General features: G+C 56.5%; 21 protein-coding genes. 10 read left to right on the forward strand and 11 right to left on the reverse strand.

What is annotated here, in order from left to right:
* The 4 genes from ACN0TS_RS04040 to ACN0TS_RS04055 form a co-directional block, all read right to left on the reverse strand.
* Window positions 1–1,065 (reverse strand): ABC transporter permease, encoded by a 1,065-nt coding sequence (locus ACN0TS_RS04040; RefSeq protein ID WP_417258019.1) that lies wholly within the window; start codon window positions 1,063–1,065, stop codon window positions 1–3.
* The gene (locus tag ACN0TS_RS04045; protein WP_417258020.1) at window positions 1,062–2,600 is read right to left on the reverse strand and encodes a sugar ABC transporter ATP-binding protein; all 1,539 of its coding nucleotides are present in this window, start codon (window positions 2,598–2,600) and stop codon (window positions 1,062–1,064) included. Before ACN0TS_RS04045 ends, ACN0TS_RS04040 begins: the two co-directional genes overlap by 4 nt.
* Entirely contained in the window at window positions 2,600–3,250 is a 651-nt protein-coding gene (locus tag ACN0TS_RS04050; protein WP_417258021.1) for a DUF2291 family protein, read from the reverse strand. The genes ACN0TS_RS04045 and ACN0TS_RS04050 overlap by 1 nt, the downstream gene beginning before the upstream one ends.
* Window positions 3,251–3,318: 68 nt before the next feature.
* The gene (locus ACN0TS_RS04055; protein ID WP_417258022.1) at window positions 3,319–4,266 is read right to left on the reverse strand and encodes a D-ribose ABC transporter substrate-binding protein; all 948 of its coding nucleotides are present in this window, start codon (window positions 4,264–4,266) and stop codon (window positions 3,319–3,321) included.
* A gap of 457 nt (window positions 4,267–4,723) precedes the next feature.
* On the opposite strand from ACN0TS_RS04055, the gene ACN0TS_RS04060 reads away from it, so the two are divergent.
* From ACN0TS_RS04060 to ACN0TS_RS04100, 9 genes are all read left to right on the forward strand, one after another.
* Window positions 4,724–6,841, forward strand: a complete 2,118-nt coding sequence (locus ACN0TS_RS04060; RefSeq protein WP_417258023.1) for a GumC family protein — start codon at window positions 4,724–4,726, stop codon at window positions 6,839–6,841.
* 159 nt (window positions 6,842–7,000) lie between these two features.
* A complete protein-coding gene (locus tag ACN0TS_RS04065) occupies window positions 7,001–7,519 on the forward strand; it encodes a peroxiredoxin family protein (protein ID WP_417258024.1) in 519 nt (172 codons plus the stop codon).
* A gap of 202 nt (window positions 7,520–7,721) precedes the next feature.
* Window positions 7,722–9,179: a mannose-1-phosphate guanylyltransferase/mannose-6-phosphate isomerase gene (locus ACN0TS_RS04070; protein WP_417258025.1), complete on the forward strand. Its 1,458-nt coding sequence runs from the start codon at window positions 7,722–7,724 to the stop codon at window positions 9,177–9,179.
* A gap of 32 nt (window positions 9,180–9,211) precedes the next feature.
* Window positions 9,212–10,468: a lipopolysaccharide biosynthesis protein gene (locus ACN0TS_RS04075; RefSeq protein ID WP_417258026.1), complete on the forward strand. Its 1,257-nt coding sequence runs from the start codon at window positions 9,212–9,214 to the stop codon at window positions 10,466–10,468.
* The gene (locus ACN0TS_RS04080; protein ID WP_417258027.1) at window positions 10,465–11,511 is read left to right on the forward strand and encodes a glycosyltransferase; all 1,047 of its coding nucleotides are present in this window, start codon (window positions 10,465–10,467) and stop codon (window positions 11,509–11,511) included. Before ACN0TS_RS04075 ends, ACN0TS_RS04080 begins: the two co-directional genes overlap by 4 nt.
* Window positions 11,508–12,797 carry an O-antigen ligase family protein gene (locus tag ACN0TS_RS04085; RefSeq protein ID WP_417258028.1) on the forward strand — a complete coding sequence of 430 codons (1,290 nt, stop codon included), beginning with the start codon at window positions 11,508–11,510 and terminating at the stop codon, window positions 12,795–12,797. The genes ACN0TS_RS04080 and ACN0TS_RS04085 overlap by 4 nt, the downstream gene beginning before the upstream one ends.
* Window positions 12,794–13,705 (forward strand): glycosyltransferase family 2 protein, encoded by a 912-nt coding sequence (locus tag ACN0TS_RS04090; RefSeq protein ID WP_417258029.1) that lies wholly within the window; start codon window positions 12,794–12,796, stop codon window positions 13,703–13,705. The genes ACN0TS_RS04085 and ACN0TS_RS04090 overlap by 4 nt, the downstream gene beginning before the upstream one ends.
* Before the next feature lie 79 nt (window positions 13,706–13,784).
* Entirely contained in the window at window positions 13,785–14,054 is a 270-nt protein-coding gene (locus ACN0TS_RS04095) for a spike base protein, RCAP_Rcc01079 family (RefSeq protein ID WP_417258030.1), read from the forward strand.
* Window positions 14,051–15,187, forward strand: a complete 1,137-nt coding sequence (locus ACN0TS_RS04100; protein ID WP_417258031.1) for a phage head spike fiber domain-containing protein — start codon at window positions 14,051–14,053, stop codon at window positions 15,185–15,187. Before ACN0TS_RS04095 ends, ACN0TS_RS04100 begins: the two co-directional genes overlap by 4 nt.
* Window positions 15,188–15,274: 87 nt before the next feature.
* On the opposite strand, the gene ACN0TS_RS04105 is transcribed toward ACN0TS_RS04100, so the two are convergent.
* The 4 genes from ACN0TS_RS04105 to ACN0TS_RS04120 all read right to left on the reverse strand — a co-directional run bounded on the left by ACN0TS_RS04105 (window position 15,275) and on the right by ACN0TS_RS04120 (window position 19,481).
* Window positions 15,275–16,018, reverse strand: coding sequence for a WecB/TagA/CpsF family glycosyltransferase (locus ACN0TS_RS04105; RefSeq protein ID WP_417258032.1), 744 nt, complete (start codon window positions 16,016–16,018; stop codon window positions 15,275–15,277).
* Window positions 16,019–16,142: 124 nt separating this feature from the next.
* Window positions 16,143–17,264, reverse strand: coding sequence for an ABC transporter permease (locus tag ACN0TS_RS04110; RefSeq protein WP_417258033.1), 1,122 nt, complete (start codon window positions 17,262–17,264; stop codon window positions 16,143–16,145).
* A complete protein-coding gene (locus tag ACN0TS_RS04115) occupies window positions 17,261–18,478 on the reverse strand; it encodes an ABC transporter permease (RefSeq protein ID WP_417258034.1) in 1,218 nt (405 codons plus the stop codon). The genes ACN0TS_RS04110 and ACN0TS_RS04115 overlap by 4 nt, the downstream gene beginning before the upstream one ends.
* A 4-nt stretch (window positions 18,479–18,482) precedes the next feature.
* Entirely contained in the window at window positions 18,483–19,481 is a 999-nt protein-coding gene (locus ACN0TS_RS04120) for an HlyD family secretion protein (protein ID WP_417258035.1), read from the reverse strand.
* Between the two features lie 181 nt (window positions 19,482–19,662).
* On the opposite strand from ACN0TS_RS04120, the gene ACN0TS_RS04125 reads away from it, so the two are divergent.
* On the forward strand, window positions 19,663–20,304 hold the full coding sequence (locus ACN0TS_RS04125) for a TetR/AcrR family transcriptional regulator (protein WP_417258036.1): 642 nt from the start codon (window positions 19,663–19,665) through the stop codon (window positions 20,302–20,304).
* 870 nt (window positions 20,305–21,174) lie between these two features.
* On the opposite strand, the gene ACN0TS_RS04130 is transcribed toward ACN0TS_RS04125, so the two are convergent.
* From ACN0TS_RS04130 to ACN0TS_RS04140, 3 genes are read right to left on the reverse strand one after another with little or no spacing between them, the layout of a single operon-like run.
* Window positions 21,175–22,119: an ABC transporter permease gene (locus tag ACN0TS_RS04130; RefSeq protein WP_417258037.1), complete on the reverse strand. Its 945-nt coding sequence runs from the start codon at window positions 22,117–22,119 to the stop codon at window positions 21,175–21,177.
* A complete protein-coding gene (locus tag ACN0TS_RS04135) occupies window positions 22,116–23,219 on the reverse strand; it encodes an ABC transporter permease (RefSeq protein WP_417258038.1) in 1,104 nt (367 codons plus the stop codon). The genes ACN0TS_RS04130 and ACN0TS_RS04135 overlap by 4 nt, the downstream gene beginning before the upstream one ends.
* Complete coding sequence (locus ACN0TS_RS04140; protein ID WP_417258039.1) at window positions 23,216–24,775, reverse strand: ABC transporter ATP-binding protein; 1,560 nt, start codon at window positions 24,773–24,775, stop codon at window positions 23,216–23,218. Before ACN0TS_RS04140 ends, ACN0TS_RS04135 begins: the two co-directional genes overlap by 4 nt.

A 24,775-nucleotide genomic window follows, 5' to 3' on the forward strand; every position in this document is an offset into this window, starting at 1 on the left:
CTATTTGCCCAAGGCCGCTTGCGCCTGAAGGGCAACGCGCGCCTGTAGTCTTTGCTGCGCCTGGTCGATGACCACAGCGGCGATAATCACAAGACCTTTGATAACGGTCTGCCAGAACGACGACACGCCCATCATCACAAGCCCGTCGGAGAGAACGCCGATCACACAGGCCCCAATGATAGTCCCGCCGATCCGACCGCGCCCGCCCGACATCGATGTGCCACCCAACACGGCGGCAGCAATCGCGTTCAATTCGAATGTGTCACCTGTTGCTGGGTGTGCGGCAACGAGTTGCGAGGCGATGATCAGCCCGACCAAAGCGGCACAAAATCCAGAGAACAGATACACGAAATACTTGGTCTGATTGACCTTGATCCCAGACAGGCCAGCAGCGCGTTCATTGCCGCCCACAGCGTAGATGTGCCTCCCAAGCGGTGTGCGTGTCGCAATATAAGCGGCGAGCAGGCCAACCGTGATCAAGATGCAGATCGAGACCGGAATACCAAAAATCTCACCCGCACCGATCCATCGAAACGTGTCCGACCCATATTCGGGATTACCGTTCAAGTTGGGGAAGGTGCGCCCGTCAGAGCTTAGCATCGCGGCCCCACGCGCAACGTAGAGCGTACCAAGGGTCGCAATGAACGGTGCCACATTCAACTTTGTGATCAAGAACCCGTTGATCGCCCCGACCGCAACCCCGACAAGGATCACCAATAGGCAGATTTCCAAGGTATTGAACTGGATGGACCACCCGAACCCGAGATCGACGCCGTAGAGTATGAGGTAGCCCGCCACCATTCCGCACAGCCCCACTATGGAGCCGACCGACAAATCGATCCCGCCTGAAACGATGACAAAGGTCATGCCTATGGCGAGGATCGCGTTGAGGGCGACGTGTTTGGACATGATGACCATATTGGCGGTCGACATAAAGTTCGGTGCATTGGCCGCGAAGAACACAAAGACCAAAATCAAGGCGATAAATGTCCGCGCCTTGAGCAATACGAGCAATGCGTCGGGGCTAGATGGGGTGCGCGTGGCAACAGATTGGTTAGCCATCATGCAGGCTCCTTATGGCGTGAGAGAGGGGAGTGACCAACGGCAGACGCCTCAACGAGGGCGCTGTTGGTTGCTGTTTCACGAGAAAACTCGCCAGTGATATGCCCATTGGACATCACCAATATTCGGTCGGATAGCGACATGACTTCATCAAGGTCGGAGGTCACGAAAATGATCCCTAGCCCGTCCGCCGCCAGCTTGCGCATGACGCGGAACACTTCGGCCTTGGCGCCGATGTCGATCCCGCGCGACGGCTCGTCCATGAGGAGAACCTTGGGGTCAGTCATCAGGGCTTTCGAGATCACGACCTTTTGCTGGTTGCCGCCCGACAGAGACGACACGGCATGTTCTGGCGAGGCAATCTTGACGGTCATACGTTTGACGAAATCGGTCACAGTTGCCTTTTCCTGCATGAGGCTCATGTGAATGCCGCGCGTAAACTGGGCAAGGCTCGAGAGCGTCATGTTCTCGCGGATGGACAGCATTTGCACCAAACCGTCGTTTTTGCGGTCCTCGGGGATAAGCGCGATGCCGCGCTTAATCCGGCCGGCCACTGTCTTTTCCTTGAGCGGCTGCCCCTCAATGAACATTTGGCCCGACGCATAAGGGTGGCGCCCAATGACGCACTCCAAAAACTCGGAACGCCCTGCGCCCATGAGGCCGTAAACCCCTAGGATTTCACCCTTGCGCAACGACATGGACACATCGTCAACCAACATGCCGCCACTGCCATTTCCAAGCGACACATGTTCAGCCCGAAAGACCTCATCCCCAAAGGGATGCTCAATTTCCTTGGAAAAATCTTTGCCGCTTTCCCCGATCATATTGTGCACGATCCAATCGACATCGACGCCGTCCATAGACCGCGCGCCCGTGACGACGCCATCGCGCAAAACCGTGATGTAGTCACCGATCTGGATCAACTCTTCGAGTCGGTGAGAGATATAAACGATCCCCACACCGTCACGTTTGAGGTCCGCAATCACGCGGAACAAAATGTCGACTTCCGCCGCCGAGAGCGCCGAGGTCGGCTCGTCCAAAATCAAAATACGCGCATCTTGGGCCAGTGATTTGGCGATCTCGACAATTTGCTGTTGCCCAACGCGCAAATCCCCGACCAGATCATCCGGAGCGATGTCCTGCTCAAGGCGCTTCATCAAGGCGCGGGTCGCCTCCCTCTGCGCGGCTTTGTCGATATCAATACCGCCACGTGTCTTTTCCCGAGCAATAAAAATGTTTTCCGCTACGGTCAAATTGGGAAACAGGTTCAATTCCTGAAACACGATGCCGATACCGCGGCGGGCGGCCTCATCCGAGTTGCGCAGAACAACCTCTTCGTCGCCGATAAAAATCTGACCTTCGGTGAGTTGCTCAACACCCGCGATGACTTTCATCATCGTGGATTTGCCTGCTCCGTTTTCTCCTACCAACACATTGACCGCGCCCATGCGCAGATCAAAATTCGCAGCACTTAGCGCGACCGTCCCAGGATAGACCTTGGTTCCGCCGCGAATAGAAAGACCAATCGGATGTTCCATCATGAATCGCCAAACGTAAGAGCAGTGGGCACGATTTCCGGCCTTGTGGTGGCGTTCTTATAGGTGAACACCCCTTCAAATGTGACGGTCTGCCCGACGACGTCCCCCTCGGGAATTGTGATCCCCTCATGGGCCATCGCGTTCAGCCCCGCCGCAAGTTTCGCAAACTCAATCTGGTCGCGGAAATCGGTAAAGGACAGGAACGGCATGGCATCGCGAATGGCCGTTCCACGAATAACAGGGCCAAGTTGAACCGTAACATCGGCTTCACCATCCGCATCCGTATCGACCTGTAGTTTAGCGGCGCGGCTTTGCGTCTTCGCCTCGACGATCACGCCTGAACCACTCACCGCAAAATTCCACGGGTTTGCTTCGCCTTCGGGGCGCATACCATGCGCTTGCCCTGCCGCGTCGGCGTCCTGCTCCATCTGTGCGCGCAGCTCGGTGATCGGGACAAGTTTTTGTGCAACGGCTGGTAAAACCTGTGCCTCCCAGATTTCACGCGCATAATTCGCCATGCGGACCTCATCGCTCTGGGCCGCCTCGGTTTCGCTCGCAGAATTGGGATCTGGATTCTCAACAATTTTGCACCCGGCAGCGGAGATTAACAATCCGCATGCCATCGTCGAAACTAAGATCGTGTGACGCATATTCTTCCCACCCCATTGATGAGGGACCCGACATGCTTGCCGGGCCCCGTTTCGTTCAAAAGAACCGTTTAGGCACCGAGTGCGAAGGTTTCGAGATCAGCCGCATTGTCGGCATTGATCAAGACACAATCCATCAGTTGCTTTTCATCAAGACCAGTGGAACCAGTTCTGATGTATTGGTCAGCTTGCTCTACAGCGAGTTGAGCCTGACGGTATGCAGGTTGAAGCACCGTTGCTTTGATCCCGCCTGCAAGGATGCTGTCACGCACATCGTTAGAGCCATCGAAGCCAACAACGATAACATCGTCACGGCCTGCGGCTTCCAATGCGGCCCATGCGCCCATTGCCATCGTATCGTTGCCACAGATCACACCCTTGATGTCAGGGTTCGCCTGCAAGATAGACTCCATCTTTTCGAAGGCTTCGGTCTGCGACCAGTTTGCAGATTGCTGCGCAACCATGACCATGTCTGGATACTGGTCGATGATGTCGTGGTAGCCAGAGGAGCGGATACCTGCGTTGGTGTCGGCTTCACGGCCAACAAGCTCCACATAGTTGCCTTCCTCACCCATGATCGACACGAACTCTTCAGCGCCCAATTGTGCGCCTTGGTAGTTGTTGGACACGATCTGGCTAACTGCGATGCCTGCTTCCTTGATTTCGCGGTCAATCAAGAACGAGGGGATGCCCGCGTCTTTTGCACGTTGAACCGCAGCAACAGTTGCATCAGCACCTGCGTTATCAAGGATAATGGCACTCGCGCCACGAGCGATGGCCGTATCAAACAGTTCCGACTGTTTGTTCGGGTCATCATCATGCACCAGAACGATAGTTTCATACCCGAGCTCTTTTGCACGAGCTTCAGCACCAACGGCTTCAGCCTTAAAGAACGGGTTGTCATGGCTTGGCGTAATAATTGCGATCAAGCCCTTGCCTTGAGCAAAGCTTACAGATGTTCCCGCAAGGGTCACAACGCTCGCAAGGCCTGACAAGAATATACGACGATTGGTTTTCATTTTAGTCCTCCCTAGATCTCAGCCCTGCAAAAAGCCCGACTGATTAGGACACATGTTGTCGGAATTCTCGCCCCAATGTCAACAGGTATGATGAGTATATGAGATTCCTTTGCCAGAGTAGGGTTTCACGGGCCCTTTTCCCACGCCCGCATAGTCTAAACCGACTCCGTTTGATGGCTTCGTTGAGATTCGCATCGGGAAAGATTCGGCTAAATTTGATCCCAACTGCCGCACAGACACTCTAAACATTTTTCCTCCCGATTTAGTTGGTGTGCGCCTTCCTACCCTCTCTGGTCTCACTCAACGTGGACACGGAGATTTATGTTTCTGCTGCGCTCAGCGCCGTCAGGTTGGCAAAAGATTACAACGTCAGGTTGATTAGTGTTTCCATCAACACGCTCAATACGTTACCCTAACTTTCGGCACCCTCACGACTTTGACCTCAAGGAGACGCGCCATGATACAGACAGACACCGTTGATCTGAGCGGCCTTATCTCCATGCTGCGTCGTCAGGGCCGGCTCATTGTTCTCAGTGTTGCCATCCTCGTCGGGCTGGCTCTGCTCTATCTGTTCAACGCTACGCCGATCTACACCTCTTCCGCCCTGATCTATGTCGATCCGTCCAAAAAGGATCTGCTCGCCGACGCGCCTTTTTCGTCCATGTCCGGTGCCGCCGAGAACGCCAAAATCGAAAGCGAAGTGGAAATTCTGCGCTCCAACCGCGTCCTGTTTGCGACCATGGACAGGTTGAATCTCATCCAAAGCCCCGAGTTCGGCCCGAGCCTCAGCCGCCTTGATCAGATCAAGATCGCCCTCGGGATCGACGTGCCCTCCCCTCATGATCCGAGCGTCCTCGTCGCCACCACATCTCAGCGCCTGAGCGAGGCCGTGCAAATCCGCCGCAAGGGGCTAACCTATCTGATCTCCGTCTCCGCGCAGTCCGCCGACCCGCAAACCGCCGCCGACATCGCCAATACCATGGTCGAGGTCTACATCGCCCAACAGGTCGCCTCCAAAACCGAGGCCGCCCTCGCCTCTCGCGATGTCTTGCAAGCCCAGATCGACACCGCCAAGGCTCAACTGTCCCAAAGCGAGGCCAATTTCGATACGTTCATCATCGACAACCTTACCCGCCTGAGTTCCGAAGTGGGCACCGAGCGCTTCGCCACGCTTCAGCAACAGTTCAAACAGGCCCGCGACGGCACCTTGCAAACCCAAGCGCAACTCCAGACCGCCCAAGCCGCCCTCGACGGCGGCGAGTGGGACCAGCTCACCACCACCCTCTCTGATGCGGCGCTCTACGCTCTTGACCGTCAACGCCGCCAAATAGAACAACGTCTCAACGCCACTCAACGCGGCTCTGACGCCGAGATCGACTTGCGTGCCAGTCTCGCCCAAATCCAGATCCAGATGGAGGAACAAGCCGGACAGGTGGTCACTGCCCTTCAACGCAACCTGAGTACCAAACAGGAGACGCTCAACGAACTGCAAGGGGCGCTGCGCAGCGAGGTCATGCAGGGCGATCTATCACCAGAAACCCTCGCCACAATCTTTGAGTTGCAACAGGAATCCGACATCGCCCAACGCCAGTATTCCACCCTGCTGTCGCGGCTGCGCGATATCGAGGCGCAGGCCCTCGTGCAGGTCGCAGACAGCCGTGTCGTCTCCGAGGCTATTGCCCCAATCTATCCTAGTGCGCCGCATAAAAAGCTGATCCTCGGCATGGCCTTCACCCTCGCCGTGGGCATAGGTCTCGGCATGGCTGTGCTCAACGAATATGTCATCGGCGGCGTCACGGCGCTGAGCCAGTTGCGCAACATCGTGCCGGGCCCTGCGGTGGGCACCCTGCCCAAAGTCACCCTGATGGATGATCAACTCAGTGTCGCCGACCTGATCGTCGACGAGCCGATGTCGCTGTTCAGCGAGGCCCTGCGCCGCACCCGCGCCCATGTCGATCAAGGCCTCAGAAGCGCCCCGTCCTCCTGCATAGTCATGATGGTGACGTCCGCCAATCTCGGGGAAGGGAAATCCTCCCTCGCGTTGGCGCTTGCCCGCACCTATGCCGCCGCCGGAAAGCGCGTTCTGCTCATCGACGCCGATCTGCGCAAACCCGCGCTGCACAAGCACATCGGTTTCAAACCCGACGAAGGGTTTCTCGAATACCTCAAAGACCCGACCGAGAAAGTCGGTGTCGAACGCACCTTTTATGTCGCGGACCCCAGATCCCAAACGGGCATCATTTTGGGACGCGAACAGGCCGAACTTCCGACGGATCAATTACTCCAAACCGAGGCCTTCTCAAACCTGCTCGCCAGTGCCCGCCAGAGCATGGATGTCGTCATCATCGACACGCCACCACTTCTGCCCGTCGTCGACGCCCGCTATATCGCACCTCTCGTCGACGCCATTCTGCTCACCGTCAGATACGGCGAAACATCACAAAGCGACGTCCGCGACGCCTACGCACAAATCAATGATGCCAAAGCCCCTGACACACCCGTGTTCACAATCCTGAATGCCGACGAAACCAAAACCGCATATAAAGGTTATTACGGAGCGGACACCGCGCCATAACGGTCTTTAGCTTACCTCCCAATACGTCTGATGCTCCCCGTTCTGAACCACGTAACAAAAAGCCGTTACGGGGTATGCAGAATTAAAAACCGCCCGCGCATTGCCCGATAGGGCCTCTCCAGATAGGCTCATTCACATTCACAACGAAAGGTTGATCCTGTGCCAACACCCAAACCCATTGCTGGCGATATCCTCGCCCCCATCACCCTCCCCAAACTGGGTGGCGGCGAGATCGTGCTCGGCGGAGCCCGTGAGAACTGGTCGCTCATCGTCGTCTATCGCGGCAAGCATTGCAGCCGCTGCAAGAAGTACCTGAACATCCTGAACGACATGCGCCAAAAGTGGCATGATGCGGGCTTCGACATCGCTGTTGTCTCGGCGGATACCCAGGAAAAAGCGCAAGCAGATCGCGATGAATTGGGCTGGGGATTTGACATCGGCTACAACTTGACCGAGGAGCACATGGCTCGCCTCGGCGTCTATGTCTCAGACCCTTTGACCCCAACAGAAACCGATCGTCGCTTTGCCGAACCAGGGGTCTTTGTTCTGCGCCCCGACGGTAGCATCCTGTTAATCTCGATCTCCAATGGCCCGTCTGCGCGCCCTGATCTGGAAGAGCTATTGGACGGTATGATTTTCACTGTAGAAAACAACCGCCCTCCTCGCGGTACAGCCTGATAGAACGCGAGACCCTTGACGCGGCGCACCTGTGCGCCGCGTCCGATATGCAAACCACAAGCGTAAACACCAGACCTCCGCGCCTGATGGATCGACACCAAAAACAACAGGTATCTCAACGATAAGATGTCTTTGAAATGAGGGGATATTCGCGTAAGAGTAGATTGAGCAAGGGGACCAAACGACAGGATATTTTCTCATCATGACGTTAGCACGTATCACACCCGTCATCTTATGCGGCGGTTCTGGAACTCGACTTTGGCCGCTATCGCGGAAATCCTACCCCAAGCAGTTTGTCCCGCTCGTTGGCGAAGAAACGCTCTTCCAAGCCTCCGCCAAGCGATTGAGCGGCTCAACTGGTCGCCTGTCATTCACCGCGCCCTCCATCCTGACGGCCTCGGACTTTCGCTTTATTGTCACCGAGCAGCTCACCGCGATTGGCATTGACCCCGGCGCGATCCTCATCGAACCAGAGGGACGCAATACCGCCCCGGCAATCCTAGCGGCGGCTCTGCATTTGAGCACCTCGGACCCCGACGCCGTCATGCTTGTCGCACCTTCTGATCACGTTGTGCCCGATACACAGGCCTTTCACGATGCCATTGAAAAAGGCTTGGCGGCGGTCGCCGCCGGCAAGCTCGTCACCTTTGGCATCACACCAACCCATGCAGAAACCGCCTATGGCTACCTCGAATTGAGCGCCGAGCCTGACGCCAATGGTACCGCCGTTGATCTCAAACAGTTCGTCGAAAAGCCAGACGCCGACCGTGCTGCCGAAATGCTCGCGGAGGGAACATTCTTGTGGAACGCGGGGATATTCCTGTTCAAAGCCAAAGACATGATTGCGGCTTTCAAAACACATGCCCCCGAATTAATGGCCTCAGTTGCCACGGCAGTGGCAAAGGCGAAAACCGACCTTGGATTCTTACGTCTTGATCCTGAAGCATGGGCAGAAGCCGACGACATCTCCATTGACTACGCCGTGATGGAACGCGCCACCAATCTGGCTGTTGTTCCCTTTAATGGCGGTTGGTCCGATTTGGGGGGATGGGATGCTGTCTGGCGCGAATTGGGACCTGACGCCGATGGCGTTGTGACCTCGGGCGAGGCCACAGCAATCGAGTGCGAAAACAGCCTTTTGCGCTCCGATAACTCACATCTTGAAGTCGTGGGCATCGGCTTGAAAAACATTATGGCCATCGCCATGAAAGACGCCGTTCTGGTCGCTGATATGTCCCGCGCCCAAGACGTCAAAAGGGCAGTCACAGCTCTCAAGGCCAAAGGCGCGAACCAAGCAACAATGTTCCCCAAAGACCACCGGCCATGGGGCTGGTTCGAGAGCCTTGTCATTGGCGGCCGTTTCCAAGTGAAGCGCATCTATGTGCATCCCGGCGCGGCGCTAAGCCTGCAAAGCCACTTCCACCGTTCCGAGCATTGGATCGTGGTAGAGGGGACCGCCCGCGTCACCGTTGATGACGAGGTACGCATCGTGTCTGAAAACCAATCCGTCTACGTCCCTCTCGGCACCAAGCACCGCTTGGAAAACCCGGGCAAAGTTCCGGTGGTCCTGATCGAAGTCCAAACCGGCTCCTACGTTGGCGAAGACGACATCATCCGCTTCGAGGATATCTACGCACGCGGACAAGGTGCAAAAGGGTAAGGGTATGATCGTCACACGTGCGAGGTTGGCTGATGTCTAGTCGCCTCCTCCTCATGGCGAAGCGCCGCTTGGGACTGCTTGGAGCCTTTGCCTATTCGGGGGCAAATTTTGCCTTGGCCTTTACACTTCAGGCCTCTGTCACCGCGATCGAATTCGGTCTCTATGCCTTTGCTTTGGTGTGCATCCAGTTTGGCACATCGCTCTCCAATGCCCTATTCGCCTCACCAATGGTGGTGTCTCTGGCAGATGACGATGCGCCCAAAGACCGCCTCATCGGGAGCTACTTTCGCGCAAATATCATATTCTGCGCGCTTGGCGCTCTGCTCATCTGCGGCGCTCTCTCATTGATGGGGATGCCTCCCCTACAGGTCTGGCTCGTTGGCCTCCAAGCCGTATTCCTATGGATGCGGTGGTTCTTTCGGGCTTTTGAATTGGCCTCACATAACTTCACCATGCCTGCCCTTGCGGACATTGTGTACGGCGTAGCGACGTTAACGTGTGGCACGGTTCTATTTGCGCTAAATGGCCTAGACGTCACCTCGGCCTTGATCTCGATGTCCTTTGGCACTGTTTTGTCTTTGTTCGTCATCGGCAAAGGAACGGTGAGAACAGTACGTCGCCGCGCCTCAGGATCATTGCAGACCTATGTGGGCGTGTTCAGACAGCATGGGCGGTGGGCATTGCTGGGCGTCATCACAACCGAGGCGATGGCCAACCTGCATTCCTACGTCATCACCATATTTCTCGGCCCCGCTGCCTTTGCGCCTGTCGCCACACTGGCGTTGTTCTTTCGCCCCATCCCGATCTTGATGCAGGCGATCACCCAATACGAACGGCCCGTCCTCGCACGGTCTTTTCGAGCCAGAGACTTTGGCGGCATGAAACGGGATGTGCGGAAAATCCATGTCATTCTCACCGCAGTCGTCCTGTTCAATACGCTTGGCGTCTTGGGCGTGATCGCGTTCTTTCCATCACTGATCGGGAACGGGCAATATGCAACGGCCATTCTGTTGCCCCTCGCTATCTTACTCGCAGCGGGCCAACTCGTTCGGAGTTTGCGCACCGGAAGCAGCGCGGCATTGCAAGGCGCAGGCGCCTACAAACCCTTGGCCCTTGTGACCGTGATTGCCGCCCCCATCACAATTTTGGGCACCCTTGTGGCCATCTGGATTGGGCAACACACCGTGGCTCTCATCCTAACCGCCGTTTTGCTCGGCGAAGTCGTGACCGCCGTGTTGATCACGCGCCATTTCAACGCATGCGTGCACCCCAAGGGAGCGCCCGCATGAGCATTGTAATGGCACCCGCGAAAACGAGAAAGAACGACAATCCCTACCTGTCGATCCTGACGAAATCTCTGACCGAACAAGGGGTGACAGTGAAAGGCCTGCCTATCGTTCCCGCATGGTCCAAGACCTCGGCATTGCATGTTCACTGGCTTGAATTTCCGCAATGGGGGCGCTTGGCCTCTCGGGTTCCGTTTTGGGCAACATGGCGCATGAACCGCGTCATTGCCTTGGCGCGCAGAAACAACAAACTCGGTCGTCCTGTTCTTTGGACCGTTCACAACCTGCGTCCGCATGATTTCAAAAACGAGGCGCATAAAGCCATTTACGACACCATGTGCCGCGAATTTCTCCCGCTCGTCACGGATGTGATTTGTATGAGCGAGACCGTTAGGGATGCGGCACACGATGCCTTTCCCGAACTGCGCAATGCTCGCTTCCACATCATTCGTCACCCGCACTACAAAGATCACTTCGCCCGCCTGACGCCACGCACTCCTCCTGAACTCGAAGCGACCAACCTCATGTCCGGGCCGACGTTAGGAACCTTTGGTATGCTGCGGGCGTATAAGGCTATCCCAGACACCATACGCGCGATGAAAGGCCTATCCCGCCCGTTCACATTCGTGATCGCGGGTTCTGGAGCTATGGCCGAGATTTCAGCCATCCAAGAGGCCATTGGAGACGATGCCCGCTTTGTCTTTATCCCGCGCCGTGTATCCGACGAGGAAATCCTTGGCATGACGCAGGCCTGTGACCTTATTGTGTTCGGGTTCAAATCCATTCTGAACTCAGGGAGCGTTTTGGCTGCTCTCTCCATGAACCGTCCCGTTCTGGCCCCCGACCTCGGGGCACTGCACGACCTTCAAATCGACTTGGGGACAGACTGGGTCAATCTCTATGAGGGTGAGCTGACGACAGAGGTTATCGAGAATGTGCTGCGGGGTTTGCCACCGAAAACGCCACTTGATCTGTCGCCTTATGATCCCAGTCGCATTTCCTCTCAGCACGCGGTTTTGATGCAGCGGGGAGGCGATCAAACATGACAACAACGGCTCCTCCACAGACACCGACAAGTTTTCTGACCGATTTGGCCTTATGGATCTCGTTCGGCGTTCTGCTCACGAGCGTGAATAGTTTTTGGCAACCCCGTATCGCAATCGAAAGCCTGAGCGATACAGGATCGGGGACCGCATTTCGGCAAATCATCTACATTGCCATCATGGTCTGGGGCGTCCTGCTTTGCGTGTTTAATAAACGACTGACGATGCTCTCAAACCTCACATCGGTATCGCTTGGCTTGCTGTTGATCTGGGCAGGTCTGTCGCTCTTTTGGTCGATAGCGCCTGCCATCGGGTTTCGCCGCTATGTGCTGACGGTTGTGACTGTCGTCACCGTTTTTGCGCTCTCGACACTCGCCTCACCGCTCCAGTTCCTCACTCGGTTCAGGCAGACGATTGTCTTTTTGAGCATCGCCAGTTTGGCCACCGCCCTCCTCGTCCCCGAGCTTGGCATACACCAACCGGGCGATCCGGAGTCCTCCGTTATCGGCGATTGGCGGGGCGTGTTTTATCATAAGAACATCTTGGGATCAGTATTGGCTCCGGGGATTATCATCGTCTCGTTTGAACTTCTGTCGGGGACCAAGATCAAAAAGACGGCTTTGTATCTCTCCCTCATTGTCATGGCGTTCTTGTTGGTGAAATCAGGCTCTAAGACGTCAATATCCATCACATTTCTCAGCGTTCTGTTCTTGTGGTTTTCGCTGACAACTGATCGCCGAAAAGGCGGTCTGGGCCTGTTGCTCGGAACGATCTACGCCCTCTCTCTCATCGCCATATTCGGCATATTTTACTGGATAAACGAACGGTTAGGCACAGCGCTTATCGAATCTGACGCTTTTACCGGACGCGGTCTGATCTGGACCAGTATGATTGAAATGGCCCACGACAAACTGTTGTTTGGGATGGGGTTCCAATCCATCTTTCAAACGGGGCTTAATAGTCCTCTGCGGCATGTCTTTGGCGGCAGCCAATTTCTTATGACGCTACCACATGCACATAATGCCTATGTCGAAATGCTGATTTCTATTGGCGTGATCGGCTTGGGGCTCTTTCTCTTCGCACTTGTCATTGCGCCCTTTTTCCACACATTTAGATCCAGCCGCGACTATTCAAATTTACGGTTTGCCTGCCTCGCAATCTTCGCATTCGTTTGGCTCCATTCATTCCTCGAAGTGGGACTGTTGGACCGCGACCGTATCGATTGGATCGTGTTTCTCGTCGCCTATAGCGCCCTTAGACACATTCCAAAGCAAGGTGCATCGCGATGACACCCGAAATTTCCGTCATTATCCCGAGCTTCAACCGCGCGGCGACTATCCTGCCCACGCTGATGTCCGTAAAGGATCAAACCTTTGAAAACTTTGAATGTATCGTTGTGGATGATGGATCGGACGATGCAGGCGAGCTTGAAGAAGTTGTCGCGTCGCTAAACGATCCGAGGTTCCGCGTGATCCACCGCGAAAACGGGGGCGGCGGCGCTGCGCGCAATACAGGGATTGAGGCTGCCACGGCCCCTTGGATCGCATTTCTCGACAGCGATGATTTGTTCTTGCCTGAGAAGCTGGCCGTTTATCGTGAACGCTTTGCCGATGCCGAGGAAACGACTGTGTTCTATTCTCAAAATCTGGTGGACCGCGGCGTTGAGAAACGGTGGGTGCGCCCACACCGCGCGATTGGCCCCGATGAAGATGTCGGCGAGTATATGTTTGTCAAAAACTGCTTCATACAAACCTCCACAATCGCGGTGAGAACCAGCTTCATTCGACGCGTGATGTTCGATCCGACATTGAGGAAGGGGCAAGACCTCGACCTGTGTCTGCGCCTCTCTCACGCAGGAGCGCATTTTGTGATGCTAGCACATCCGCAATCCATCTGGGTTGACCAATCAGAAGAGGGTCGCACGTCGCGGCACCGTGGGTATGAAGCCCCTCTTGCATGGTTGGACAAATCCGCCCCGATCATGACGCCGAAGGCAATACGTGGATATAGGGCCACAACCCTAGCCTATTACATGGCCCCCGAAAAACCGTTCAAAGCCCTGTCCTATATTCTCGCAGGTTGGATATTGGCGGGTGTCCCGTTGTCGATCACGATACGCCAAATCCTGCGCTCATTTGTGCCCTCGGAAACATATCGAAAACTTGTAAATATCGTCGTAAGCCGCGCAGGCGTCTGACGCAACGCTCGCTGCCCTTAGGCATTGGAAACCTCCCTCCCTTAGATAGGACTTCATCAATCCTATCACGAGGTACATCATGTCTAATCCTTTCCAAACGGGCCGCGCGCTTCCCCTGTCCGGCCCTGCGTATGATATCGCGCCTGTCACACCGGACGACAGCCTGTCTTTGCCTGTCACCGCCATTGGCCTGTATTGTGAAACGGCGGGAACCATCGTGTGTGAAACGGCAAAGGGCGAAATCCGTACCGTCGCAGTCGGCGCATTGAGCATTCTGCCCGTTGGGGTCACACGCGTCTTGGAAACAGGCACCACAGCGTCGGGAATCCATGCATTGGTGCTCGCATGACGATCACTCAAAACTGTTCGGTCATCGCGCATCGACCGCAAGTATTCGCTGCGGTTGAACGGGATGCGATCACGGCGTCAAATGGGGTTGCTCCCGTTTTGGCGCTCGATTTCACGACACGCGACTGGCGAGTTGCAGGGCGCGACGTCAGCGCCCCGCTCCTTGGCGCACGGCTAGATCAAAGCCTCTTTCTCGGCGCGACGAAGGGACTGGTGCTCGAACCCGAACGGATCAATCTGGTGTACCCGTCCGCTGTTGCCTCCTCGGGTTGGGGAACGAACGGAAGCACCACAATCCAACCGGCAAGTGGCATGACATTTGCGGGACTGGATGGATGTGTCATCACAAGTGGTGGCGTCTCGTGGGGACGCGCCTTTAGCAATATGTTCACCTTGACCGCAGGGGCAGATTTCACCGTCAGCACATGGATCGCGGCGGGCACATCGGGCCGCGCACGCCTCGAACTTTATGGCGCGGGCGTTGATTTGATTGTGGAAGGGACCATCGGCGCCTTAGCCGCCACCTACCAATCAGGCGGGACTATTTCGAACCTCTCGCAAGAACAAATCGGTGGTCTGTGGAGGGTAAGTTTTCAGGTCACTGCCACATCGACCGTTTCGAATGTCACCTTCGGCGTCGGGCCAAGCAGCACCACAGCGGGACAAACCGTTATTGCCTATGCCGCGCAAGTCGAGAACGGACAAAATGCGACGGATTACATCCAGACGACAACGGCACAGCACACCCGTCCGGCTGACACACCACATCTTCCCTTAGGAATGTGGTTCGCACCAGACAAGGGAGGCTGCATTCTTGAGCTTGCCACGCTGCACGGTGAGGACAGTGACATTCTTGCCTTCAAAGATGGCAGCGGGACGGTTGTGGCACAACTGTCGCGTGATGGATCGGGGAGCCTATCTCTCAACACCTCGACACACCCCGCCACAGTCTCGTTCAATGCGCCTCACCAACTCGCCCTGTCGTGGCAGACGGGCACGATGTCGCTTGCACTTGACGGGGGGATGCCGTCCGACACAACCATCGACTTGAGCGATGCGGCCACGCTTCACTTCGGACCCGCTCACGCGCGAGTGTCAGCACTTTACCTCTACGATCGGGCACTTTCCCTGTGAGGCAAAAAAGGCTCAACACCACATCATACCAATAAAGGCCCCAAACGAATTGCATCGTTTGGGGCTGAGAAAAAAACCGGAGGTCCGTTACTTCAACGCACCACGTCCGACAATCCAAAGCGCATGTGGCGTCGTCACAAGGTAGCGCCAAAACAACTTCTGGGGATTGGTCAGCATACGATGCAACCATTCAAGATTATTGTTTTGCATCCATTGTGGCGCACGGGGATAGGCACCGGTAATGTAATTGTAACAACCGCCACAGGTTATGATCCAAGTCGCGTTGATCTGATCCCTTAACCGCAAACTGACAGATTGTTCCTTTGGCTTTCCAAGACCGACCCAAACCACATCCGGTTTGACCGCATTGATCTGTGCGATGACATCCTGTTCCTCTTCCTCAGAGAAGAACCCGTGATGCCGTCCGACGATTTTCAAATTCGGGTAGAGCAATTGAAGCTTCTTGGCGCAGTCCCGGTTTGTCTCCTCATCCGCACCTAACAGGAAAAAACTATGTCCTGACTTTTCAAAGGCTGCGGCAAAGTCATGGATCATATCCGTTGTCGCGGACCGCTCGGGGATCACATTGCCTTTGACCTTCTGGGACATGGTCACGAGAAACCCGCCATCGGCATGAATGAGATCCGCCTGCGCGATGGAATTCCGAAACACAGACGAGGTTTGAGCAAGGGATAAGGCATGCCCGTTTGCATCCATGACCACCTGAGCCCGCTCTACACCCTCACTGTGCGCAGCGAAGAATGTATCGACCAATTGCGAACGGGACAGACATGCAATGTCAAAGTGACCGAATCTTCGAACTGGAATCATCACTCAATCCTTTCAGATTGAATGATGGCACCTTAATGCACGCTAGGGTAGATTAAAAATACACGCCAAAGTAGATTAATGCCGTCCGGCGACCCAAACACCCTTGTTTCACTTAACGTGACGCCTAATGGCGGTGGCGCGTCAATCGTGACAAAACCACCGCCAAAACCGTATAGCCCACTGTCAATCCGAGCTGCGTCTTAATCGCGGCCGCAACGTCAAGTGCAGAGGCCCCCATCTGGTCCACGGCGACGAATGCGGAAATCGCTGTTGAAGATGGCACAAGTAACGACAGTATCCGCAAGTGTTCGGGGATCATTTCCACGGGCCACGAAATGCCTGACAGGAAAAACAGTGGCATCCCCATGACGACGAGGAAGAACACCACCCCTTCACGCCACGGAATGGCCAGAGAAATCGCAAACCCCATCGCGATCGAGGCGCAAAGAAATGGCACCGCGATCATCAATAGCGTGCCAAGATCACCCGTTCGCGGAATGGCGTAGAAGTAGGGCAAGGTCATCTGCGTAAACACGATCCAGATCATATAGAGCGAAAAGTAGGCCACTATCGTCGCCGCCAAACGCCGCCCCGTAGGAAGCCTGCGCCCCGCATGAAGAAGCCCGATCCCCATCAACAAGGTTTGCTGCAAGATCAGGACAAAGGCCGCAGGCACCACATAACTGGCATAGCCCCCTTGCGGGTTGAACACGGATACATTTGTCACCGCTATGGGCGACAGGGCCGTGCGGGCCACACCATCATCCACACCCATTGCTGTCAGGCGGGCGTAGTTGACTTGAGCGCCCATGGTTCCCGCAACCGTTGCCACCGCCTTCATCACATTTGAATAGATTAACAAATAGCTGCCATCACTGTAGGCGGCCACGGGCGCAGGGCGACTGGCGAGGATATCGGCCTCAAACCCCGCAGGGATAACGACAATGCCGTAGACATCCCGCCGGAAAAAGGCGTCTTGTGCGCTTTCCATATCAGGTGCGGATTGGACTACATCGACCAAATCCGTCACATCAATGTTGCGCACAAAACTGCGGCTGGCGCTTGAGTTGTCTTGGTCGATGACGACCACAGGAACATCGCGCAGCACCTCGCCCACATAGGGTTGCGGGTAAAGTACGCTATAGATCAAAATGCCCACAATCATCGTGGATCGGGCACTATCATCCGCCAGAATTGTGCGGATAGCGGCAAAAACATCAGAGAGGAAACGGCGCAACATGTTCATGCCTTCCCGTCTTTAGAAGTGGCGGATGCGACGTCGGGCTCCGCTGTCTCCTGCGCCATTGTCTTGCGCGTCATGATCCACAACAGGGTCGCGAACACCACAAGCTGCGCGAAGAGCCACGCCATCGTTGGCAGCGAATATTCCAAAGGCGCTCCGCGCAATGTCTGGTCGGTGCGCAGTTGGAGATAGGGAGTCAGCGGAATGATCGCGCCCCAGATTTGTGAGAAGGCCGTCATCCCGAAACGTGGAAAACTGACCCCCGCGAACCCGAAAGAAGGTGCGACGATCAACCCCATCATGCCGAGCGCCCCTGTCGTATCTTTGGCAAGCAAGGCGATGAACGCCCCCATCGCCTGACAGGCCAGAATGAACATGAACCCGTTGAGGAAGAACACGATCACATTGCCGCGGAAACTGGCGTCGAAAAAGCTGAACAACAACACGTCCCCAAGCAACAATACGAAGGTGCCGACAAAGGTATATGGAAGCAGCTTTCCCAGAATGGCACGCGCAGGCGTTTTCGACAGACGCAACAAACGCGCCATACCATTGGGCGAGTGATGCTCACGCGAGAACGACAGAACCGCCGTGGCGCAGATAAAGATTTGCAGAACGGTCGGCATCACCGTGGAGAGAAGAAACTGGATGTAATCAAGCGACGGGTTAAATAGCGGACTTTGCTGCACAGGGATGGGCGTAATCAGGTCCATCGCGCGATCCGTCCCGATTCCCTTAGCCTCAAGCAACCGCAATGACACACCCGCCGACACCGTAGAGACCGCCGTACTCACACTGCGTCCGACAATGCCGCCCGCAGTCAGGAACTGGCTGTTGGAAAACACCACAACCTCGGGCCGTTGCCCGAGCAACAGATCATGCTCCATCTCGGCGGGGATCATCAAAATCGCATAGGCCCGCTGCGCGACAAGCGCCTGCCGCGCCTCTGAGAGTGTCGTGACTTGTTCGACCACCTCGACATCCGAGGTCGCATCAACCATGCGCACGATCTGCCGTGACGTGGTTGATCCATCCAGATCGACAACGGCCACAGGCAAATCACGCGGCAAACCCGGAGCGAACACCACGGCCAATGCGAGGAACAGGATTAACGGCAAGGGCACGAGCATAAAGGCAAGCGCAGGCCGCGTTGCGATCTGGCGCAACTCACGCCGCCAGATGCGACGAAAACCGGGAGGAAGGTGGGAGGAGGTCACTGGATTACTTTCCGCTACGGTTTGTGGCAGGCCAATCCACCAAAACGCTCATGCCCGGACGCAATCCCGCAACAGGCGCAACGGGGTCGGCACGAACGGAGAAGGTGCGCAGATCGAAATCGCCTGTAGCCTTAGTCGCGCGCCAATTGGCGTAACTCCCCTGCACGTTGATCGAGGAAATCACCGCATCAATCAGATCTGCATCCTCGCCAAGAGCAGGCACGCGAACTTTCAACGGCTGACCAACCTCAAGCCCCTCAAGAAAATCCTCACGCAGGTTAAAGGTGAACCACGCGTGATCCACATCCACGATCGAGATTAAGGGTGCCCCTGCACTAAACAGTTTGCCTTTTTCCGAGGTGCGTGTCGTTACCTCACCGTCGATAGGCGACACAACGGTCAACTCATCCACACTCGCCGAGGTCTGTGCGACGGAGGCTTCGGCTTGCTTGACCTGCGCATCGGCCACAGCTTTTTGCTCTGGGCTCGCACCATTGCGGGCTTGGTCAAGGCTGGCCTGCGCAGCGGCTTGTGCCTGTATCGCGGCGGTCAGTTGGTTGGCAGCCTGATCCAAACCCGCCTGCGACACGACAGATTCGCTGCGCAACTGTGTGATCCGGTCATAGTTACTTTGCGCCAAGGATACGTTTGAACGCGCCGATTCCAACTGCGCCTCAGCTGCTGCAATTGTTTCTGGTCGCGTGGAGTATGTGAGATCGCGATTGGCACGCGCGACCTCCAGTGCGGCGAGTGCGGCGGCATGTTGCGCCTCCAGTATCGCGCTTTCCATCTCCACCAAAACATCCCCTGCCGCGACGCGATCACCGACATCCACAGGGGTTTCGGAGACACGCGCCGAAATCATCGCGGACAAGTCAATGCGTGTCGCCTCGACTTCGCCCTGCACAAGATAGGTCGCGGGTTGGCTCACGGTCCAAGCCAGATAACCCGCTGCAGCGGCGACGGCGATCACTGCGATAACTGCGGTTTTGTTCGGTTTCATCGGTAGTCCTCGATGTTTCATTTGTTTTGGAAAATTGTGGTTTTCTAAAATCATTTTGACAAGTGAGTCAATGACAAACTACGCGCCACAAGCATTCGTGACACCCCAAAAAGTCGCACAAAGCAACAGACACTTGATTTATGAAAATTTATATTTTTATAAAGCGACGTGAGGAGCCGACATGACACAGCCCAAAGCGACCAAGACAAAACGCCCCCGTGGGCGCCCCTCTGTGCGCACAGAACAAGAGACGCGCGCACTACTCATCAAAGTCGCAGGCGAAGTCTTTCTCAGCGAAGGTTACGCAGGCACGAGCATCGAGGCCGTAGCTCGCAAAGCAGGCATGTCCACCCGCACAATTTACAAAACCGTATCGAACAAGGCGAACCTGTTCAGACTGGTTGCTGACGACGCGATTGAAACAAGCATCGCCCATCTCGACACCCCAGCCGATGTGACGTCTCGCGACGGTGCGATATTGGCCCTGTCCCGCGCCTACTCAGACCTTGTTCTCAGCAACGAAGGCGTCCGAAAAGCCCGCGCGGTTTTTGCCGAACAAGCCCAATTCCCCGAGTTTCGCGACAACTACCTCTCGTCCATCCACAAAGTGGCCCAAGCCTTCGACCAACGTTTCGTCACACTGTGCTCCGGCCTCTCCTCCTTGGACGAGGACAAGATCCGCGAAAGAGCTGGCCTCCTGCGCAGCATGATCAACGGCGCCCAACGCGAAGCGGTCCTAGACCCAAACTACGACGGGAAACCATCAGAAATACAGGCTTGGTCCGATACCTGTACGCACTTTGTTTTGGCATCGATGGAGTGACCCATAGGCCCGATCTACACACAGGGGACGAAGTCAGAACGCGCACCCTAAATGGGCCAAAGCGGCTTTCGACCACGTAACACAGTTGGGATAATTTGGCGCAAACTTGGGGCAATGCGGTGCGCCTGACATTTCACCTCAAGGCCTACCACACCGCGCAATTCGGTTACTTAAATCGGGTATCCCGTTAGACGGCTGGCCGTGAATTTGTCCGTAATCAAGTCACAGTCAAACTATGAAGGTTCCAGATCATGTGGGAGGCTGGTTGTCAAAGGTGATGCAAGACAGCCAAGCGGCTGAGCATCGAACCACCGCGTCCAACACTAAAACCGAAGAATCTTGCGGACAAAATAAGTCCAAGCCTCGTCTTGGTCCGACAGCACCCTTAATGAGGGCATTTTCCAACCCATCTTCAGCCCCATCTTCAGCCAATTTTAAAATACACAACAAAACATGATAAACACCATGCGCATGGTGCTTAATGAATGAAATAAATATCTTACAATAGGCAATGGCGGAGGGGATGTTCCTACAGTCAAACTTTCTCCATGGCAGTCCAAATCCGAATTCGACCACGACATCTCATCAATGTCTGCACCAACCTAAGCGCAGCATGGGTACTGTGGTTCACATGCACCAAACTTTTTCCGGCAATAACATTGGGAAAGCAGTGCCCTTCAAACAAGATGGGCGCGGTTTATGGCGGACCGCCTTTTTGATTTCTGCCGTACATTTTCCTCGCCAAATGCGGAGCTGCATAAAAAGCCGCTTTAACCAGAGGGTCATTAATCGCTTTTACAAAAAGAAACCGAACGAACCACAAACACCTTCATGAAAGAATTTTGAAGATAGTTCAGCCTTTCACACCGGCTACCGCACACCCGATTTCGGGAACGGCTGGCCGAGTGATTTCGGTGCCCCACTTTTAGCCGCAAACCCCGCGAGCACCACCAGTGTCAGCGCATAGGGCAGAACGATGAGCGCCTGTAGCGGCACACCCGTTGGCATCAGTTGCGCGCGCAGTTGCAGGGCTTCGGCTGCCCCGAACACCAGCGATGCAGCAACGATTCCGAAGGGATGCCTGCGTCCAAGGATCAGGATCGCCAGCGCGATATACCCCCGCCCCGCCGTCATATTGTCGAGAAACAGCCCCGTAGCACTCATCGACAGGAACGCCCCGCCGAGCCCCGCCAGAACACCGCTGACGATCACGGCGAGGTAGCGCGTGCGGATGGCATAGAGGCCGAGCGTGGTGGCCGCCACAGGGTTTTCGCCAACCGCCGACACCGCAAGTCCGATGGTCGAACGGCACAGCACCACCCATGACACCACCACGAGGCCAAGCGCCGCATAGGTAAGGATGTCATGGCTGAATAGCATCGGCCCCAATACGGGGATCGTCGCCAGCGGGCCGAAATCGAGCGCGGCGAAAGGCGTGATCCGTGGTGTCTCGGCCCCAGCACGAAAGGCCAGTCGGAAGAGGAAAGCCGTGGCTCCCGCGACAAGCAGGTTGATTGCGATCCCGACCACCACCTGATTGGCCCGAAGGCTAATCGCGAACACGCCGAGCAACAGCCCCACACCCCCTCCAACGATCATCGCAGCGAGCAGCCCGAGGATCAGAAGATCAGTTTGGAAGGTGATCATGAAACCCGCGAAACAACCCGCCAGCATCATCCCTTCTAGCCCCACGTTGAGCACGCCAGAACGTTCTGCAAAGACACCGCCAAGCGCGGCCAGAAGGATCGGAATACTGAGCCGCACACTGGCAGACAGAAAGCCCGCAAACACTGGGTCAGACAGAAAGGCCATCATGGTTGCGGCTCCTTAGTCATACGTCGGCGCAACAGGCGGGTAATCGGCGCGAGGAGCGCCCCTTGCCCGATCAGGAACAGCACAACCAATGCCTGTATCATCGCAATCAACGCCCCTGGAACACCAAGTGCGCTTTCCATTGTGGACGACCCGATCTGAAGCGCGGCAAACAACGCGGCGGCCATCAATACGCCAAGCGGACTGGTGCGCCCCAGAAGAGCCACAATAATCGCGGTATAGCCGAACCCTGGCGAGAGGTTTTCGATCATGCGCCGATGCACGCCAGCCACTTCAGAAAATCCCGCTAGTCCCGACAGCGCCCCGCAGAGCACAAAGGCTAAGACAGTGACCCTCGTCACATTGATCCCCGCCGCGCCAGCCGTCCGCGGGTTATGGCCGACCGCGCGGAGTTTGAAACCGCCCACCGACATCCACAGCCAGACCTGCGCCGCGATGGTCACGAGAACCACCAGCACGATCCCCGCGTGAAGTCGCGTCGTCGACACAAGGATCGGCAGGCGAAACTCCCGCGCCAGCCGCTCGGTCTGCGCCAGTGGCGAGGCAGGTGCCTGCAACGGCCCGTGCAACAGGTAGCTGACAAAGTGGATGGCCACATAGTTGAGCATGATCGTGGTGATGAGTTCATCCGCGCCGAAACGCAGCTTGAGCACCCCTGCGATCAAGGACCACAAAGCCCCCGCTGCCAGTGCCGCAAGCATCATCGCGGGCATCACGATGGCGGGCGGAGCCCCCGCAAGCTGGACACCGACAAAGGCCGTTGCGACCCCGCCAATAAATATCTGCCCTTCTGCGCCCACATTGAACACACCTGCGCGGAACGACAGCGCAATCCCGATCCCCGCAAGCGCCAGAGGCACGGTGCGGATCGCGGTTTCGGCCAGACCGTTCAGGCTACCGAGCGAGGCTTGAAACAACACCGCATAGGCCTGTATCGGATTTACGCCCATCGACAGGATCAATACAGCGCCCACGCCGAAAGCCAGCGTCAAAGCGACGACACCCGAGAGCGCGTTTTGCGCGACCAGCCGGTCCTTGAGAAAAGCAAGCGCCTGTGCACCTGCGGTTGTTTCGCCGCTCATGTCGCGCGTCCCGCCATCATCAATCCGAGTTTGGCCACGTCGTAATCCGGCCCTGTTTGTTCACCGATGATCGAGCCGCGATACATCACGACGATACGATCGCAATAGGCGACCAGCTCGTCCATTTCCGCAGAGATCAACATCACCGCCGCGCCCCTTGCCCGACTGTCGAGCAAACGCCCCTGAACAAAGGCGGTTGCTCCGAAGTCCAGCCCGCGCGAGGGTTGCACGGCGACGATCAGCTTGGGATCGCGCGTCAGCGCCCGCCCCATCACAAGTTTCTGCTGGTTGCCGCCAGAGAGCGCACCGATGGGTTGGGTGATATCCCCTGGCCGCACATCGTAATCCTTCACAAGATCCCGCGCGAAAGCGGCGATGCGCCCGCGCCTAAGCAGCCCCATCCGCGCAAACCTGCGCCAGCCCGCCATCTCGATAACCGCATTGTCAGCCACCGACATTTCCGACACCAGCGCGGTGCGGTGCCTGTCCTCGGGCACATGGGCAAGGCCGCGATTGATCCGTGTTGCTGTGGAGGCATGTGTGACATCCTTGCCGTCGAACTCAATGTGCCCTTCGGTCAACCTGCGCAATCCAACCACGACCTCCGCAAGCTCCGATTTCCCGTTCCCGTCGACGCCAGCCACGCCAAGGATTTCGGAGGCTTCGATATCAAGGTTGACCCCGTCAAGAAGGCGCAAACCCCGCCCGTCCGTCAAACCTGCATTGCGCAGGCGCAAGACGGTGCCTGTTTTTACGCGCGGTGCAGAGGTGCGCGACGGCTGGACGGTTTGCGCTCCGACCATTAGGCGCGCGATTTCGTCCTCGGTGGTCTTCGCGGTTTCGAGGCACCCCGCCACTTTCCCGCGCCGCAGAACCGTGATCCTGTCCGTCACCGCCATGACTTCGTGCAGCTTGTGACTGATGAAAATGATCGCCGTTCCCTGTGCCGCAAGTGAGCGCAGGACTGCGAACAACCGCTGGCTTTCCTGCGGCGAAAGCACCGCTGTCGGCTCGTCAAGGATAAGCACCTTCGCGCCGCGGTAGAGTGCCTTGAGAATTTCGACCCGCTGCTGGCCCGCGACCGTCAGACTGTCCACGCGCGCCGTGGGGTTGACCTGAAGATCATGCTGGCGACCAAGCGCGTCGATCTGTTGCGCAACCTGGTCGAGATCGGGAAAGAACACCCGCCGCCCTGCACGCGCTCGCGGCAGGCCAAGCGAGATATTTTCCGCCACGGTCATGGTGTCGATCAGCATGAAATGCTGGTGCACCATCCCGATGCCGAGTTCCTGTGCGCGTTGCGGATCACGGATGACAACGGGTTTGCCGTCGAGGCTTATGGTGCCCGCGTCAGGTTGGAGCAGCCCGCACAGCGCACGCATGAGGGTCGTCTTGCCCGCGCCGTTTTCGCCCAAGAGCGCGTGGATCTCGCCGTGTCGGACGTCGAGATCCACGCTTTGATTGGCCACCACCTTGTCGAACGCGATGGTCACGCCGGACATGCTGACCGATGTGGCCGCCTGCGCGAAAGAGGATTTTGGCAAGGTGGTGGTCAT

The organism is Celeribacter sp., from assembly GCF_048266405.1.
Classification (GTDB): domain Bacteria; phylum Pseudomonadota; class Alphaproteobacteria; order Rhodobacterales; family Rhodobacteraceae; genus Celeribacter.

Excerpts from the sequence above, each read along its gene's own strand:
- ACN0TS_RS04070 (WP_417258025.1), top strand. The coding sequence starts at position 7,722 with ATGACGTTAGCACGTATCACACCCGTCATCTTATGCGGCGGTTCTGGA.
- ACN0TS_RS04050 (WP_417258021.1), bottom strand. The coding sequence starts at position 3,250 with ATGCGTCACACGATCTTAGTTTCGACGATGGCATGCGGATTGTTAATC.
- ACN0TS_RS04075 (WP_417258026.1), top strand. The coding sequence starts at position 9,212 with ATGTCTAGTCGCCTCCTCCTCATGGCGAAGCGCCGCTTGGGACTGCTT.
- ACN0TS_RS04085 (WP_417258028.1), top strand. The coding sequence starts at position 11,508 with ATGACAACAACGGCTCCTCCACAGACACCGACAAGTTTTCTGACCGAT.
- ACN0TS_RS04080 (WP_417258027.1), top strand. The coding sequence starts at position 10,465 with ATGAGCATTGTAATGGCACCCGCGAAAACGAGAAAGAACGACAATCCC.
- ACN0TS_RS04090 (WP_417258029.1), top strand. The coding sequence starts at position 12,794 with ATGACACCCGAAATTTCCGTCATTATCCCGAGCTTCAACCGCGCGGCG.
- ACN0TS_RS04105 (WP_417258032.1), bottom strand. The coding sequence starts at position 16,018 with ATGATTCCAGTTCGAAGATTCGGTCACTTTGACATTGCATGTCTGTCC.
- ACN0TS_RS04060 (WP_417258023.1), top strand. The coding sequence starts at position 4,724 with ATGATACAGACAGACACCGTTGATCTGAGCGGCCTTATCTCCATGCTG.
- ACN0TS_RS04100 (WP_417258031.1), top strand. The coding sequence starts at position 14,051 with ATGACGATCACTCAAAACTGTTCGGTCATCGCGCATCGACCGCAAGTA.
- ACN0TS_RS04055 (WP_417258022.1), bottom strand. The coding sequence starts at position 4,266 with ATGAAAACCAATCGTCGTATATTCTTGTCAGGCCTTGCGAGCGTTGTG.
- ACN0TS_RS04135 (WP_417258038.1), bottom strand. The coding sequence starts at position 23,219 with ATGAGCGGCGAAACAACCGCAGGTGCACAGGCGCTTGCTTTTCTCAAG.
- ACN0TS_RS04140 (WP_417258039.1), bottom strand. The coding sequence starts at position 24,775 with ATGACCACCACCTTGCCAAAATCCTCTTTCGCGCAGGCGGCCACATCG.
- ACN0TS_RS04120 (WP_417258035.1), bottom strand. The coding sequence starts at position 19,481 with ATGAAACCGAACAAAACCGCAGTTATCGCAGTGATCGCCGTCGCCGCT.
- ACN0TS_RS04095 (WP_417258030.1), top strand. The coding sequence starts at position 13,785 with ATGTCTAATCCTTTCCAAACGGGCCGCGCGCTTCCCCTGTCCGGCCCT.
- ACN0TS_RS04110 (WP_417258033.1), bottom strand. The coding sequence starts at position 17,264 with ATGAACATGTTGCGCCGTTTCCTCTCTGATGTTTTTGCCGCTATCCGC.
- ACN0TS_RS04125 (WP_417258036.1), top strand. The coding sequence starts at position 19,663 with ATGACACAGCCCAAAGCGACCAAGACAAAACGCCCCCGTGGGCGCCCC.
- ACN0TS_RS04040 (WP_417258019.1), bottom strand. The coding sequence starts at position 1,065 with ATGATGGCTAACCAATCTGTTGCCACGCGCACCCCATCTAGCCCCGAC.
- ACN0TS_RS04045 (WP_417258020.1), bottom strand. The coding sequence starts at position 2,600 with ATGGAACATCCGATTGGTCTTTCTATTCGCGGCGGAACCAAGGTCTAT.
- ACN0TS_RS04130 (WP_417258037.1), bottom strand. The coding sequence starts at position 22,119 with ATGATGGCCTTTCTGTCTGACCCAGTGTTTGCGGGCTTTCTGTCTGCC.